Here is a 15,622-nt window from a genome sequence, read left to right as displayed (position 1 = left end):
TATGGGTTGTTATTCAATCGTCCTGAATCAAGGTCTGCGGATTCAGGCGCTTATCCGGGTCGAACTGCTGCAACAATCCGCGAATGACCTCCATGCCCAGCTCGCCCTTTTCGGCCGGCAAATACGGCGCATGATCCTTGCCCACGCCATGCTGATGGGAAATGGTCGCCCGCCCCTGGGCAATCACCTCAGACGCGCGGCTCTTAAGCTTGCGCCAGCGCGCCAAGGTAGCGTCGTAATCTTCGCCGCAGCGGAAAAAATAAGTGGTGTAGATGCTGCTTCCTTGACCATACAGGTGCGATAAATGGGTAAACACCATCACCTGCTCGCCTTCATCGCTCAAGGCCGTTTTGATGGCCTGCTCGATGTCGTGCATCAGCGCATCGACGTTATCCCAATCGGTGGCGGTCTCCAGCGTATCGACGGCGATGCCTTGCTGCCAGGTGGTTTCACGCAAATAAGGGAACTTAAACCGACCTTCGGCCCAGATTTTGCCCATCATATTGGCAATCACACCGCCCACGCCGCCGTACTGGCTCAGCACCTGGCGAATCTGCTTAAGCGAAGTGCGATTTTGATACTTAGAGCCGGTCACACCGAAAGTCAGCATGCAGCGCTGATCATCCAGGCCACGAAATTTCAGGTAACGATCCAGCAGCTTAAACTGCGATTCAGAGGTGCCTAAATGAGCATGAGCACGGGTTTCGCTGGCGTTGCTGACGCGCATCATCGACAGCGGAATTTTCTGCTGCACCAACTCACGCACCGCCGCTTTGGCTTGCTGCCAGTTGGGCATAAACATGACAAAAAACTTTTCTTCCTGCGCCAGGCGCGTCACCCGCACCTTAACCTCGGTAAAGATGCCCATGCGCCCTTCCGTGCCCATGGTGACCTCACGCATGTCCGGCCCGGCCGAGCTGGCAGGAATGGTGGGAATATCCAAACTGCCGCGCAGGGTTTCCATGCGTCCACCGGCAAACATTTGCTCGATGCGACCATAGCGCAGCGATTGCTGGCCACTGGAGCGTGAGGCAATCCAGCCGCCAATGGTCGACAACTCCCAAGACTGCGGGAAATGCCCCAAGGTATAACCACGGGCGCGCAACTGGGATTCCACCTGCGGGCCTGGCGTGCCCGCACCAAAGGTCGCAATTTGGCTTTCTTCGTTCAGCTCCAGCAGTTGATTCATGCGCCCCATATCGACGGTCAAAATCGCGCGCTGACTCGCTACCGGAGTAATATGGCCAGCCACCGACGTGCCACCGCCGTAGGGAATGACATCAAAATCATGCTGGCGCGCCAAATCGAGCAGTTCACGCACCTGTGCACTGGTTTCCGGAAAGGCGACGCCGTCAGGGAAAGTGCCGAATTTGCCACTGCGCATGGCGAGCCAGTCCGGAAAGCTTTGGCCACGGGCATGGCGAACACGCTGCTCGGCATCCGTGGAAATTAACGCATGTTGCGGCAAACGCGAGGCCGGCACTTGCGCCACGACCTCGTCCAAGGTGGCGTCTTTAAGCGGCGTCGGCTCACCGATAATGGAACGAATCAATGCACCACCGTGGGCGGATACCTCTTTAACGTAACCGTCATCGCCCCAGCCGTTCCAACGTCGTGCCATAACTGTTGATTCCTTTTGGTTGTCAGATGTTGTTACAACATCCGCACTTTTTGATTCGGATAGTCAGCCAGTATACTGAGGCAAAAACCACAAGCACTGACTCTTGCGGACAGTCGCGGAGCAAATTCAGCCAGTTATTGGCTGTAACGGGAAAACCACTCATGAGCACTTCAGACTTGGGCACCGCTTCCGCCAATGCCATTCGCCAGTATCTACGCGCCGCTCAGGATTATCATATCGACCCAACTCTGGCACTCAAGGCCACCGGCTTGCCTGCCGGCATTCTGGACAACAGCGTGGCACGCGTTCGCGGGCGTGATTTTCAAACCCTGATTCGCTGGTTAATCGAGCAAAGCAATGACCCCCTATTCGGCCTTAAAAGCGCTCAATATGTGCAGCCAGGCTCCTACAGCCTGGTGGGCTACATGGCGATGAATGCCCGCACCGCGCGCGAGGCGTTGCACCTGACGCCAGAGTACGAAGCCATCGTCGGCGACATGGGCATTACCCGCATTGAAAAACATGGACCGCACATTGCCATGCGTTGGATTTGCCAATACGACGACCCGGTGGTGCGGCCACACATGATCGACAACGTGCTCGGCTCCTGGCTGATTTTTGCCCGCTGGCTGGCCGATTTACCCGAGCGCAAACCCGAGCGCGTGCAATTTGAATCCCCCACGCCGGCTGCCGAGCATTTGCTGGCTTATCAAGAGGTGTTTCAGGCACCTTTGGAGTTTGGCGCGCCGCGCAATGCCTTGATCATTCACGAGTCTGTGCTCGATACGCCCTTGCGCCAACCCGACCCCACCTTGCTGCGCACCTTGGAGCAACAAGCCGCCACCGTGATGGCCGAAATACGCCAGCGCCATCCCATCGTGATGCAAACCCGCTCGCTGTTGCGCAACCTGATGGAAGAAAGCCTGCCACGGCGGGAAAAAGTCGCCGAGCAACTCGGCCTCAATGAGCGCACGCTGCAGCGCCGCCTACAAGAGGCCGGCACCGGCTATCAACAGCTGCTGGATGATTTGCGTCGCGAAACCGCAACGGACTGGCTATGCCACAGCCAAATGCCGATCAGCGACATGGCCAGCCGCTTGGGCTTCAGCGAGGCACGGTCGTTTCACCGTCGTTTTAAAGCCTGGACCGGCATGACCCCAGGCGAATACCGCCAACGCCACAGCGAACCTTCTCCCTCAGATCAATAAAATTGTCACACAGTGCTGTGCTGCTGTACCGGCTGAGCTATCTTTGAGAACTCAAAGTCGCAGTCAGATCAATCTACATGCAGGACAGCCCTCCACACCACATCATCGCTATTGGGGCATCGGCCGGCGGCCTCGAGGCTCTGGAACAGTTCTTCGACCACAACGTTCTGCCAGACGATCTGGCCTATGTCGTCATTCAACACCTGTCGCCCACGCACAAAAGCATGATGCTGGAGCTGCTGGCGCGCCACACCAAAATTGATATTCGCATCATCGAAGATCAAATGACGCTGCAGGCCAACACAATTTATTTGATCCCGCCAGGCGTTACCGTCACCTTGGAAGCGCAGCGCTTTCATGTGCAGGAGCGCAACCAAGAAATACTGCCTTTGCCCATTGACTTGTTTTTGCAGTCATTGGCGCGCCAGCACGCTGATAAAGCCTTCGCCGTCATTCTCTCGGGTACCGGCTCGGACGGCAGTCGCGGTTTAATGGAACTCAAAAAAGCCGGCGGCTCTGTATTAGTGCAAGCGCCAGAGGACGCGCGTTTTAGCGGCATGCCAGACAGCGCCATCAGTACCGACTGCGTCGATGTCATTGCCTATGCCCGCGATCTGCCCACTCGCATTGCCGAACTCATCCGCCAGCCCACACCACTGTTTGGTGAAGAAAACATCGACGAAAGCCACATACTGGCGTTTATGCTGCAAGCCACCGGCGTGGATTTCAGCCAATACAAATACAGCACCGTCAGTCGCCGGCTACAGCGCCGCTACCATGCCACGCACCGGCATGAGCCAGCGCGCTATTTGCGCTATCTGGAAGAAAACCCAATCGAGCAGCGTGCGCTGTACGATGACTTACTCATTCCAGTAACCAGTTTCTTTCGCGATGGCGAGGTATTTGACTACCTCGCCGCTGAGGTCATCCCCGAACTGCTCAAACACACCCAAGATACCCAGTTACGCTGCTGGGTCGCCGGCTGCGCCAGTGGAGAAGAAGCCTACAGCCTAGCCATTTTGATTCATGAAGTGATGGACCGGCAGCAACGTCGCGGCAGCCTGAAACTGTTTGCCACCGACGTCAATGACGCCAATATTCAGCGTGCCAGCAGTGGTTTGTATCCCCACAGCATTGCCGATGAAATCAGTCGCGAGCGCCTACAGCGTTATTTTATTGCCACCCCCAGCGGCTACCAGATTCGCGCCGAGATTCGCGAAAGCATCGTTTTCGCGCGCCATAACTTGTTGGCCGATCCCCCCTTCACTCGCATGGATCTCATTTCTTGCCGCAATACCCTGATCTACTTACAAAGCGACGCCCAAGCGCGCGTACTGGCCGGGTTTCGCCACGCTCTCAAACCCACTGGCGTGCTGTTGCTAGGCAACAGTGAATCCACCCAGGGCATGGACGACAGCTACCGCTGTGTCAATGACAGCTTTAGCTTGTATCAACGCTTACGCGGCAACACGCATACCGATTTAAGTCCCACGACACCTGCGCTCCCTAAGCGCAGTTTGCCCGCCAGACCACGCCAGCCGGTCAACGACACCAGCGAGCCGATGTTAGAGCAGCTGCACCAAACTTTGCTGCAACAATATGCACCGCCCACTTTGGTGATCGAGGTCGACAGCGGCGAGGTACAGCGTACCGTTGGCCGGGTCGCGCCTTTCTTACGGGTGTTTGATGGCCCAGTGAGCACTCATATCAGCGACCTAGTCACGGCGCCCTTACTCACAACCGTGCAATCATTGCTGGTGCGCTGTCGTGGGCAGCAACAAAACTGCCGCTCTGCTGCCCTCAGTTACGACATAGATGGCCAAACCTGTCGCCTGCACCTAGTCGCACACCCTGTCGTCGACAACGCCTGCTTGGTGGCGATATGTTTTATTCACGAGCATATTGACCAAGACCAGACAGAATCTGCCACTGTGGTCGGTGATGACCCTTATGTACACACGCTGGAGCAAGAGCTGGCCGATACCCAGCAAAACCTGAAAGCCACCATTGAAGAGCTGGAAACCACCAACGAAGAACTGCAGGCCGCCAATGAAGAACTGATGGCCAGCAATGAAGAGCTGCAAAGCTCGAACGAAGAGCTGCAGTCCGTTAACGAAGAGCTCAACACCGTCAACAGTGAGTATCAGGGCAAGGTGGCACAGCTCAACCAGATCAACGCCGACCTAAAAACCATGATCAGTGCCTCTGGCGTGGCTACCGTGTTCGTCAATAGCGACCTACAAGTCACCCGCTTCAGCCCAGACGTCACCGATGTCTTTCGCCTACGTAATGCCGACATTGGTCGACCATTGGAGGACATTCGCAATACCAGCAACTATGATGATGTGATAGACGATTTGCGCCGCGCCATCGATACCCAGCAGCCGCTGGAGCGTGAGCTGCAAACCGAGCAACAACGCACCTTGCTGGCGCGCATCATGCCCTACAGCGAGCCAAGACTGCAGTTGCGCGGTGCCGTGGCCACCTTCGTCGATATTACCGATGTGCAACGCGCCCAGCAGCTACAGGCGGTCATCGATGCTTTGCCTGAGCACATTGCCCTACTGACGTACGATGGGGAAATTGCCATGGTCAACCGCGCCTGGTCTCGCTTCGCTGCACTCAATGGTGACCCCCAATGTCGCCACTGCGGCGTTGGCAGCAACTATTTGCACACACTGGAAACCTCCATTGCTCAAAGTGACGATAACACGGACCTGCTGCTGGACATTCGTGACGGCATCAAAGCAGTCATCCTTGGCCATCGTAACGCCTATTTTGTCCAATATCCCTGCCATTCTCCCACTGAACAGCGCTGGTTTTTGATGTCCGTCGCGCCGGTGGCGGATGAGGGCTATGCCGCTGTTGTCAGCCACTTCAACATCACCAACTGGTATCGGGACGCTCTCCCCGGAGGCTGTCCAGATGATGAATAACCCACGCTTGGAAGCACTGCGCAAAAAGGCCCTGCAAACCCTCAGCGAGCCGCTTAATGCCGAGCAGCTGAACCTAGTGCAAGACTTACAGATTTATCAGGCCGAGCTAGAGCTGCAAAATCAAGAGTTGGAAGAATCACAACAGCGCTTGGCTCAACAGCGCCAACACTTTCAACTGCTGTACGATCTGGTGCCACTGCCGATTGTGACCCTCGATATCCATGGCAATATTCATGACAGCAATCAGGCCAGTTGCGATTTATTGCAACACCAAGGAGCCTTACGTGGTCGCGCCTTGCATCGCTTTTTAACTCAAGATGACGGCCATTGGCTGTATCAGACACAGCTATTGCACAGCGATGAGCTCATCGTCAGCCCACCGCTGCAGCTGCGCCATCAAGCACGCATGGTGGTATTGTCAGTGCTGTTTACGCCACACATCCCCACAGATAGCGGCGGCTTTTTGGTGGTGATTGATGATCAAACCGCAGAGATCAAAGCCCGCCACTCGCGCCGCATGCTGGATGCCTTTGTCGACCATGGCCTAGCCATGGTCGCCTGCATTAACCCCAAAGAAGGCATTGAACACCTGAGCAGCCATTTAAGTGAGTTATTACAGGTTGATCATGACTATCAGGGCAAAGACATGACAGAGGTGTTACCTCTGGAAGTCGCCGACTGTTTTCGCCAACAAATCCAAAGGGTTCATGATACGCAACAGACCTCGTCTTTTGCTCTAAGTCTGAACACCGGGAGCCATCGTTACTTTAGTGGTCGCGCCTTGCCGCCGGACCCAGTCAATGGCTGCACCAGTTTGTTTTTGTACGACGTGACCGATCAGCACGAGTCAGATGAGCAGCTGCGGTTGGCCATGCGGGTATTCAGCGAGGGCCACGAAGGCATTATCGTCACCGACGGCGATCAACGCATCATTATGGTCAATCGCGCCTTTGAGGCCATTACTGGCTACAGCTTTGCCGAGGTCCAAGGCCATACCCCAGCGCTGCTATCATCTGGCCTGCACTCACCAGCGTTCTATCAGACCATGTGGCAACGCCTAAAAATAGAAGGCGCTTGGTCGGGTGAAATTACCAATCGCCGCAAAGACGGCACGCTGTACCCACAGTGGTTGCAAATCAGCGCCGTAAATACCTCAGAAGGCCAAATCTCTCATTACATCGCCGTCTTTAGCGACATCACCGAGCGCAAACGCAAAGAAGAGCAAATTCGTCAACTGGCGTTTTACGACGCCCTAACGGGCTGCGCCAATCGCAACCTACTAGAAGACCGCGTAGTGCAAACCATTACCAGCAGCGAGCGCCATCAGCGGGTGTTTTCGCTGCTGTTTATCGACTTGGATCACTTTAAAGACATCAATGATATCTACGGCCACGACGTGGGCGATGTGGTGTTAAAACAAGTTGCCCAACGCATTCGCACCGAAGTACGCGACAGCGATACCGTTTGCCGCTTTGGTGGCGACGAGTTTGTGGTGTTGCTGCCAGAGATTTCCGATTACAACGCCCACCTCAAGGCCAAAGATATTCTTAACCGCCTAGCCACCGCCATTGACTTCCCTGGTTATCAACTGACACCCTCAGCATCCATTGGCATCACCAGCTATCCCAAAGACGGCGACAATTACGCCGATTTAATGCGCAAAGCAGACATCGCCATGTATCAGGCCAAACACTCCGGTCGCGAAACCACGGCCCTGTTCGATGAGCAACTGGCACAACAATACGAGCGCAGTGTGATGGTGGATACCAGCCTGCGACGAGCGTTAGAGAAAGAAGAAATCCGCGTCGAATACCAACCACAAATCGACCTGCGCACGGGTAACGTCGTGGGTGTGGAAGCGCTGGCGCGTTGGCACTCAGATGCACTGGGGGACATATCGCCCAGTGAGTTTATTCCCATCGCTGAACGCTCCCAAGCGATTGAATCCTTAGGCTTGTATGTGCTGACAACCGCTCTGCACGACATAGGCCAGCTTAACCGCCAGCTAGAGCAGCAGTTACACTTGAGCGTCAATGTGTCATCACGGCAGTTCTGGCACAGCCAGTTTTTGTTTTTTGTGCATCAGCAACTGAACAACGAAGGGTTTCCTGCCAACTTGCTATCGATGGAGCTCACCGAAAGCTTGGCCATGGAAAACCCACAACGAGCCTCGCTGGTGATGCGAGCAGTGCGTGAATCTGGCATCAAGCTGGCGATAGATGACTTTGGCACTGGCTACTCTTCCCTCGCCTACCTCAAGTCACTGCCTTTTAATACCCTGAAAATTGACCGCTCTTTCGTGCAAGACATTGGCGTTGACGGTGACGATGAAGCCATTTGCAAGGCCGTGATCTCACTGGCCGACACTCTCGGTAAGCAAACCATCGCCGAAGGTGTTGAAACGGCCTCGCAAGCTGAGTTTTTACTCAAACATCGGTGCTACTACGCTCAGGGCTTTTTATACTCGCCGTCGCTACCGATTGCCGAGCTCATCCCTTTCGTTAAAGACCGCCAGTAAGCTGCGCCTGCAGATGCTCAAACACCCGCTGCGGTGGCACATCTCGATAGCAAGGCGGCTGAATCGCGTCGTCATCCGCTTGCAAGCACTGCTTAGATAGGCATGGAGCGCAATGGCGCTGGCTGCGCATCACCGTCACTTGCGGCCCTAGCACCCCGGTAAGATCGGCATCCGTGGCGCCGTAAATGGCCACCGCCGGCACTTCAAGGGCGGCCACCACATGCGACAAGCCGGTATCAACGCCCACCACGGCCGTCGCATGAGCTAGGTACGCATTGAGCTCGTTCAGCCCCATTTTAGGCAGCACCTGCACCTTGTCGCGCCCACTGGCGATGCGCTGAGCGCGCGCAAACTCTTCGTCGTTGCCCCAAGGCAACACCACCGACGCGCCGCAGGCCGTTACTTTATCGGCCAGCTCGCACCAATAGGCCTCAGGCCATAATTTGGTCTCCCAAGTCGTGCCGTGCAAAAACAACCAATAAGCACCGGGTATGTCTGGGCGCTGCCAACGCTTACGATCAATGCCGTAGGACAACTTAGGCGGCAGCGCATAATCTAGCACCTGGCTCAACAGCTGGCGTACGCGCGGAATGGCATGCTGACCTTTGGCCACGGCTTGCGGATGTTGATAAGCCTGAGCGGCCAGCGGCTCACGGCAAGAGTGCTTATCTAGGCCATAGCGCGGGCCGCGCGCCAAGCGAGTAAACAGCGCGCTTTTAATCAGGCCCTGGGCATCAATGACGGCATCGTATTGCTCAGCGCGCAGCTCGCGCACAAAGGCCGCCAACTGCTGGCGATGCTCTTTACGCCACAACTGTTTGCGCCAGCGCCGCCAGCCCACGGGAATCACCTTAGTGACCGCCGGATGCCAAGCGGGAATGTCGGCAAACGCTTCTTCTACCAGCCAGTGAAACTCAATATCGGGTCTTTGGCGGTAGGCATCTTCAATGGCAGGCAAGGTATGAAACACATCGCCCAGCGACGAGGTTTTAACAATCAGTACTTTCAAGGGCATGTCCAACAAGGTGAGCGCTGGCGAACTTTACGTGATCTGCCCTTGGATTCAAGCCGTTGGCTTGACTTTAAACCGTGCTGGCGCAACCATCCGCGGCTTTAACCGTCGGCGGAGCGCCCTGTGCTGTCATCGTGGAAATTCTGGCTTGGCCTGCTGTTGTTGCTGGGCTTGGTGTGGGTGGTCGAGCAAAACTTTGGCTGGCTGGCCGTGTTAGCTGCGTGGCAAGCCATTCCACCCACATCACTGGCCTTGGCCGTCGGCTTGATGCTGCTAAGTTACTGGCTGCGCGCGCTGCGCTTTTTCGATTTTTTTCATCATTATTGTCAGGGCCAGTTTCCACGCCTGCTGCACATCACCGTGGTGCACAACTTTTTCAACAACTTATTGCCCATGCGCAGTGGCGAGTCGGCGTTTCCATTATTGATGAAGCGCCACTTCCAACTGCCCTATCGACATAGCGTGCCGGCTTTGCTGTGGCTCAGGCTGCTGGATTTGTATGCACTGCTGGCGCTGGCGGCCGTCAGTTTGCAAAGTCTGTTGCCCCTCGACGCCCACTGGCGGTTCGCGCTCAGTGCCTTGTTGATCATCGCCCCGCTGCTGGTGCTGCCGCTGCAAAACGCCTTAGCCCATTGGCTGCAACGCCACCCGTCTAACTGGTCAGATAAGGTGGTGGAGTTGCTGCATGCACTGCCCAAGTCGCCGTGGCCGTTTACCCGAGCGCTGCTGTGGACGCTGTTGAACTGGTCTTTGAAACTGGCGGTATTTGCCTGGCTGCTGGGCCAATTTTTGCCCATTCCTTACCATCAGGCTTGGATCGGTGCTACCAGTGGTGAGTTAAGCAGCGTCTTGCCCATTCACGGCGTGGCCGGTGCCGGTACCTATGAAGCCGGTGTTCTGGCAGGCTTACTGCCTTGGGGCATCAACCGCATCGACGCGCTGGCCGCAGCGGTCAACCTGCATTTGTTTGTATTGGGCTGTACCTTTGCGCTGACAGGGCTGTTTGTGGCTGCACTGCGCCCTTGGCTGTCGCGCACTGGCAACACCCATGCAACACACCATTAAGCCAGCTCGCCCTTAGTTTTACCGATCCGACCTTTTCGGTATGATCGCGCATCGGCGGGCGTTTGGTCTGCCATCGCTGTTACTAACCAAAGTGGAAATCGTTTTGAGCCAGTCGCCAACTCCCTCCCTGTCTGTTGTTATCCCTATGTTTAATGAGGTAGAAAACGTTTCTGCCATGGTGGCCCGCGTGCACGAAGGGCTGGCCGATTATCGCGGCAGCTGGGAATTGCTGGTGGTCGACGACGGCAGCTCAGATGGCACGCCCCAAGCCTTACACAGCGAGGCCGAGCGCTATGGCCGCCATGTGCGCGTGGTGGAACTGCGCCGTAACTTTGGCCAGACCGCGGCCATGCAAGCCGGCATTGATGAAGCGCGCGGCGAGCTGATCGCCACCCTAGATGGCGACTTGCAAAACGACCCTGCAGACATTCCGCGCATGGTCGACCACTTGCTGGCCAACGATTTAGACTTACTGACGGGCTGGCGCAAAGATCGCCAAGACGATCTGGTGCTGCGTAAAATCCCTTCCCGCATTGCCAACCGCTTAATCGGCAAGATTACTGGCGTGCGCATCAACGACTACGGCTGCTCACTGAAAATTTATCGTTCTTCGGTCATCAAACAAGTGCGCCTATATGGCGAAATGCACCGTTTTATCCCTGCCTGGGTGGCTGCCGTCGTGCCACCGAGCCGCATCGGCGAAATTGTGGTGACCCACAATGCCCGCGTGGCGGGTGAATCTAAGTACGGCATTTCACGCACTTTCCGCGTTATTTTGGATTTGCTGTCGGTGTATTTCTTCATGCGCTACCGTGCCCGCCCTGGCCACTTCTTTGGCTCCATCGGCTTGGCGCTCGGTTCCATTGGCGGTTTGCTGATGCTGCATTTGGGCTTTGTGAAATTTATTTTGGGTGAAGACATCGGCACTCGACCGCTATTTTTAATTGCCGTGGTGTGTGTCATTGCTGCCTTGCAGTTCCTGACAACCGGTGTCTTGTCTGAGCTGATTTCGCGCACATACTTCGAATCGTCCCAGCGCCAGCAATATGCCATTTACCGTCGCGAAGAAGACGAACACGGTGAGCAACCCGAGGCCGACTGGGCGCAACCTAAAGCGACGAGCGAAGGCGACGACACCTCTAATGCGTAAGTTACAGTTTCCCTGGTGGCTGCTGCCGGCATTGGCCGGCTTGTTTTTCTTAAACCTGAACGGCTATTTGCTGTTTGATCACGATGAAGGTGCTTTCAGCGAAGCGACCCGCGGTATGTTTGAGCGTGGCGATTTTATCACCACGTATCTCAATGATCGTTTGCGCTTTGATAAGCCGATTTTAATTTATTGGCTGCAAGCGGCTTCTATTTACGTGTTTGATATCGAGGTATGGGCCTTTCGCCTACCCTCTGCTCTGGCTGGCATTTTCTGGTGTTTGGCGATTTTCTTCTTTACCCGCCGCTACCTGAACGAAGCCACCGCTGTCGCTGCCGCTCTGATGGCAGGCACCGCTCTGGGCATTAACGCCATCGCCCACGTGGCCACTGCTGACGGCGTGCTCAATATGTTTTTGGCAATGACCTTATTGTGCATTTATCACTACAGCCAAGCGCCATCGCGCCGTTTGCTGCTGGTCATTTACGCTCTGATGGCGCTGGGCACGCTAACGAAAGGGCCGGTGGCCGTGGTTATTCCATTGCTGACCGCGTGCCTGTATTTCCTCAGCTCAGGCCTGCGTCCACAGCTAATCAAAGCCTTGTTTTATTTTCCGGGCTGGCTGCTGTTTTTGGCCATTGCCGCGCCTTGGTATGTGCTGATTTATCTCGACCAAGGCCAGGCTTTTATCGACGGCTTTATTCTCAAGCACAACGTCAACCGCTTTAATGACGCCATGGAAGGACACGACGGTGGCCTGTTGTTTTACCCCCTAGTGCTGCCGTTTGTACTTGCGCCCTTTGGCGGCTTGTTGCTGCGTATTTTGCCGAGCTTAAAACATCTGCGTCATGGCGATGAAGACGGCAAAAACACGCTGGATCGCTTTTTATGGATCTGGTTTTTAGTGGTGTTGGTGTTGTTTTCTCTCGCCAGCACCAAACTGCCGCACTACATTCTGTATGGCTGCACACCGCTGATCATTTTGATGGCGCGCCACCGTGAGTGGTTGCGCAGTCGCTGGCTGGCCGCTGCCTTCCCGGCCTTGTTTTTTGGCTTGATGGCGGCCTTTCCATTGCTGGTGCCGAGCATCGAAGCGCGCTTAACCAACCCGATTGAAGTCGCTGTGGCACAGCGCGCAGCGGAGTACATCAATCTGCAGTTTGCTGCCATCGCCGCTGGGGCGGGCATTCTTTCGCTGCTGATTATCTTCTTGCTACGCCGAGCAGCGCCGTGGATGACGCTTATTTTGGTGGGCGGTATTCAAGCCATGTTTGTATGGTTGGTCTTGGTGCCCGCCGCCAGCGAAGCGCAGCAACGCCCAGTGTGGGAAGCGGCGCAGTTTGCTCGACTGTTGAACGAGCCTGTGTACACCCAATCCATCGATATGCCCAGTTTTAACGTGTATTTGAATCGCGTCACCGAGCGCCGTGATTTAAACCCTGGCGAAGTCGGTTATGGCCGTGAGGATCGCGTTGAAATGGAGCAGCATGAAGTGCTGTTTCAGTCCGGCCCGATAGTGATTGTGCGCCGCTTAGACGATGGCGCTGTACCAGCCAAAGACAGCCACCATGACGGATAAGCTATCGCCACTGCTGGCACTGGCGCTGCTGCTGATCGCCGCTTGGGTCTATGTCACAGGCAACGACACTGCCAGCTTTTTATGGCTCAACCAGCAGACTCAGCTATTACCAGATTGGCTATGGGCCAACTTGACCCTGCTGGCAGATACGCTTTGGGCAGTAGCAGCATTGCTGATTGCCGCCAGTTATCGGCCACAGCTGTTCGGCCAAGCACTGCTGTTGCTGTTGCTGGGTGCGGTGGTCGTGCATGCAGGTAAGCAGGGCTTCGACTTAGGACGCCCAGCACAAGTGCTGGGTGCGGATGTGTTTCATATCATTGGGCCAACGCTTCGTAATCACAGCTTTCCTTCCGGCCATTCCTTCACCGCCATGGCAGCAGCTGGCTTGCTGGCGCTGCATTGGCGCTCTTGGCGAATATTGATTTTAACCGTCGGCGCCCTCGCCGCCTTCAGCCGCATCGCCGTCGGTGCTCACTGGCCATTGGATGTGTTGGTAGGCGGTGCACTGGGGTTGCTGACGGCCTGGATCTGCGTTTGGTGGTCACAGCGCCAAGCTTGGATCAACAGCAACGGCTGGCGCTTTACCAGCCTGCTACTGCTGACACTGGCCAGCGTCGCCTTGATCTTTCACGACGACCGCTACCCAGATACGCAGCTGCTCACCGTTGTCAGTGCGCTGCTGGCACTGGCCGTCGCCATGCGTAAAGTCTGGTGGCCGCTTTGGCAGCTTATTCGCCAAACAGGTCGTAGCTAATACCACCGTCATCGCCTTGGTCGAGCCAGCCTTCAGGCTTGCTGAAGGTTTGCTCCATCAGACGGGCGAGTTTGTCGGGAATAGCGCGGCGAGGGTCAGCTCCGAGCATTCCCTCCAGTTTGTCCTCTGCCTGCCCTAAGCAGGCTGCCATGGTGGCCACATCTAGGGCATTTTCGTCCAGTAACTGCTGTGCTTTGTGCCAGCGCATATCTTGACCATTCATCACAAATACCCCTCAAGCTTTCCGATTAATTCTTAATACTTAACAATATTTTTCTTTTTGCCCGTTTCGTCACTGCTTTATAGTGACCGCCATGTGGCAGAACCCGCCAACTGTGGATGATTCGGCCTTATCACATGCGGCTGCAATATTACCTCAATCCAGCCGTATTATGCTGGGCGCGTCCGGTGGGTTCCGGAGCAACCAATACACTTTAATAAGAGTTACATTATGCGTCGCGTGGTGATCACAGGTATCGGCATCGTTGGGTGCCTAGGCAATAACAAGGATGAGGTGCTGGCCTCACTGCAATCTCAGCAATCGGGTATCCGGCACATTGCTGAATACGAGGAGCTAGGCTTTCGCAGCCAGGTTGCGGGCCGGCCGCAAATTGATCTGGATGAGCACATCGACCGCAAACTCAAGCGCTTTATGGGCGACTCAGCGGCCTACGCGTATTTGTCGATGAAAGAAGCCATTGCCGACTCCGGCCTCAGCGAAGAGCAAGTCAGCAACCTGCGCACCGGCTTGTTAACCGGCTCTGGCGGCGCCTCCACCAGCGACATCGTTGAGGCCGTCGATATTTTGCGCGCCAAAGGCATTCGCAAAGTCGGGCCGTATCGCGTGACTCGCACCATGGGCAGCACCACCTCAGCCAACTTGGCCACGCCCTTTAGCATCAAAGGGGTGAACTACTCCATTACCTCAGCGTGCGCATCCAGCGCCCACTGCATTGGCCACGCCATGGAGCTGATCCAATTAGGCAAGCAAGACGTGGTGTTTGCCGGCGGCGGTGAAGAAGAGCACTGGGCACTGAGCATGCAGTTTGACGCCATGGGCGCACTGTCGAGCAAGTATAACGATGCCCCAGAGACCGCTTCACGCCCTTATGACGCCGAGCGTGACGGCTTTGTTATTGCTGGCGGTGGCGGCATGGTGGTAGTCGAAGAATACGAACACGCCGTGGCGCGCGGCGCCAAAATCTACGCCGAACTGACCGGCTATGGCGCCACCTCAGACGGTGCCGACATGGTCGCGCCCTCGGGCGAGGGTGCAACTCGCTGCATGCAAATGGCATTGCAAATGGCGGGCAACCCACAGGTGGATTACCTCAACACTCACGGCACCAGCACGCCAGCGGGCGACATCACTGAATTGAAAGCCTGTGGTGATGCCTTTAACGGCCAGTGCCCACCGATCAGTTCAACTAAGTCACTCAGCGGTCACTCATTGGGTGCTGCCGGCGTGCAAGAAGCCATTTACACCCTATTAATGATGGAACACGGGTTTATTACCGGCACCGCCAACCTTACTAATCCGGACGAAGGAACCGCAGGCTTTGACCTAGTTACCCGCAATCGTGAGGCCCAGTTACGCACGGTAATGTCGAACAGTTTTGGTTTTGGTGGAACCAACGCGAGTTTGGTTTTCCAAGCGGTACAAAAATGACATACTCGGGCGTCCATAGGGGCGATTAATGCCTACCTGGCAACGAGTGGTCACTGAACGGTGGCCACCCGCCTAGGCGACGCCAACCTGACCAGACGCACACATAAGCGGTT

Annotated in this window: 11 protein-coding genes; 8 read left to right on the top strand and 3 right to left on the bottom strand. The window is 55.8% G+C overall.

Features of this window, described 5'->3' with window-relative positions:
• Window positions 1-13: 13 nt before the first annotated feature.
• Entirely contained in the window at window positions 14-1,621 is a 1,608-nt protein-coding gene (locus IE090_RS14180; protein ID WP_189389247.1) for an FAD-binding oxidoreductase, read from the bottom strand.
• Between the two features lie 161 nt (window positions 1,622-1,782).
• Here IE090_RS14180 and IE090_RS14175 point away from each other — a divergent pair, with 161 nt between their 5' ends.
• The 3 genes from IE090_RS14175 (at window position 1,783) to IE090_RS14165 (ending at window position 8,283) form a co-directional block, all read left to right on the top strand.
• On the top strand, window positions 1,783-2,829 hold the full coding sequence (locus IE090_RS14175; RefSeq protein WP_189389244.1) for an AraC family transcriptional regulator: 1,047 nt from the start codon (window positions 1,783-1,785) through the stop codon (window positions 2,827-2,829).
• A 77-nt stretch (window positions 2,830-2,906) separates the two neighbouring features.
• Window positions 2,907-5,765: a CheR family methyltransferase gene (locus IE090_RS14170; protein ID WP_189389241.1), complete on the top strand. Its 2,859-nt coding sequence runs from the start codon at window positions 2,907-2,909 to the stop codon at window positions 5,763-5,765.
• Entirely contained in the window at window positions 5,755-8,283 is a 2,529-nt protein-coding gene (locus IE090_RS14165) for an EAL domain-containing protein (protein WP_189389238.1), read from the top strand. The genes IE090_RS14170 and IE090_RS14165 overlap by 11 nt, the downstream gene beginning before the upstream one ends.
• Here the strand turns inward: IE090_RS14165 and waaC are convergent.
• Window positions 8,267-9,292, bottom strand: coding sequence for a lipopolysaccharide heptosyltransferase I (gene waaC / locus IE090_RS14160; RefSeq protein ID WP_189389235.1), 1,026 nt, complete (start codon window positions 9,290-9,292; stop codon window positions 8,267-8,269). The genes IE090_RS14165 and waaC overlap by 17 nt on opposite strands.
• A gap of 126 nt (window positions 9,293-9,418) precedes the next feature.
• On the opposite strand from waaC, the gene IE090_RS14155 reads away from it, so the two are divergent.
• The 4 genes from IE090_RS14155 (at window position 9,419) to IE090_RS14140 (ending at window position 13,840) form a co-directional block, all read left to right on the top strand.
• Window positions 9,419-10,360: a lysylphosphatidylglycerol synthase transmembrane domain-containing protein gene (locus IE090_RS14155; RefSeq protein ID WP_189389232.1), complete on the top strand. Its 942-nt coding sequence runs from the start codon at window positions 9,419-9,421 to the stop codon at window positions 10,358-10,360.
• A 103-nt stretch (window positions 10,361-10,463) separates the two neighbouring features.
• The gene (locus tag IE090_RS14150) at window positions 10,464-11,510 is read left to right on the top strand and encodes a glycosyltransferase family 2 protein (protein ID WP_229815782.1); all 1,047 of its coding nucleotides are present in this window, start codon (window positions 10,464-10,466) and stop codon (window positions 11,508-11,510) included.
• Window positions 11,503-13,086 (top strand): ArnT family glycosyltransferase, encoded by a 1,584-nt coding sequence (locus tag IE090_RS14145; protein WP_189389227.1) that lies wholly within the window; start codon window positions 11,503-11,505, stop codon window positions 13,084-13,086. The genes IE090_RS14150 and IE090_RS14145 overlap by 8 nt, the downstream gene beginning before the upstream one ends.
• Entirely contained in the window at window positions 13,076-13,840 is a 765-nt protein-coding gene (locus tag IE090_RS14140; RefSeq protein WP_189389225.1) for a phosphatase PAP2 family protein, read from the top strand. The genes IE090_RS14145 and IE090_RS14140 overlap by 11 nt, the downstream gene beginning before the upstream one ends.
• On the opposite strand, the gene IE090_RS14135 is transcribed toward IE090_RS14140, so the two are convergent.
• On the bottom strand, window positions 13,815-14,066 hold the full coding sequence (locus tag IE090_RS14135) for a hypothetical protein (protein ID WP_189389222.1): 252 nt from the start codon (window positions 14,064-14,066) through the stop codon (window positions 13,815-13,817). The two genes, IE090_RS14140 and IE090_RS14135, sit on opposite strands and share 26 nt — an antisense overlap.
• Window positions 14,067-14,291: 225 nt before the next feature.
• Between IE090_RS14135 and fabB the strand changes: the two genes are divergently transcribed.
• On the top strand, window positions 14,292-15,509 hold the full coding sequence (fabB, locus tag IE090_RS14130) for a beta-ketoacyl-ACP synthase I (protein ID WP_189389219.1): 1,218 nt from the start codon (window positions 14,292-14,294) through the stop codon (window positions 15,507-15,509).
• Window positions 15,510-15,622 lie beyond the last annotated feature (113 nt).

This window comes from Bacterioplanes sanyensis, assembly GCF_014652515.1.
Classification (GTDB): domain Bacteria; phylum Pseudomonadota; class Gammaproteobacteria; order Pseudomonadales; family Oceanobacteraceae; genus Bacterioplanes; species Bacterioplanes sanyensis.
The sequence above is the reverse complement of the archived record's forward strand: the minus strand, read 5'-3'. Positions and strand labels throughout refer to the sequence as shown.

Coding starts and splice junctions, on each gene's coding strand:
- IE090_RS14180 (WP_189389247.1), bottom strand. CDS start 1,621: ATGGCACGACGTTGGAACGGCTGGGGCGATGACGGTTACGTTAAAGAG.
- IE090_RS14175 (WP_189389244.1), top strand. CDS start 1,783: ATGAGCACTTCAGACTTGGGCACCGCTTCCGCCAATGCCATTCGCCAG.
- IE090_RS14170 (WP_189389241.1), top strand. CDS start 2,907: ATGCAGGACAGCCCTCCACACCACATCATCGCTATTGGGGCATCGGCC.
- IE090_RS14165 (WP_189389238.1), top strand. CDS start 5,755: ATGATGAATAACCCACGCTTGGAAGCACTGCGCAAAAAGGCCCTGCAA.
- IE090_RS14145 (WP_189389227.1), top strand. CDS start 11,503: ATGCGTAAGTTACAGTTTCCCTGGTGGCTGCTGCCGGCATTGGCCGGC.
- IE090_RS14140 (WP_189389225.1), top strand. CDS start 13,076: ATGACGGATAAGCTATCGCCACTGCTGGCACTGGCGCTGCTGCTGATC.
- fabB (WP_189389219.1), top strand. CDS start 14,292: ATGCGTCGCGTGGTGATCACAGGTATCGGCATCGTTGGGTGCCTAGGC.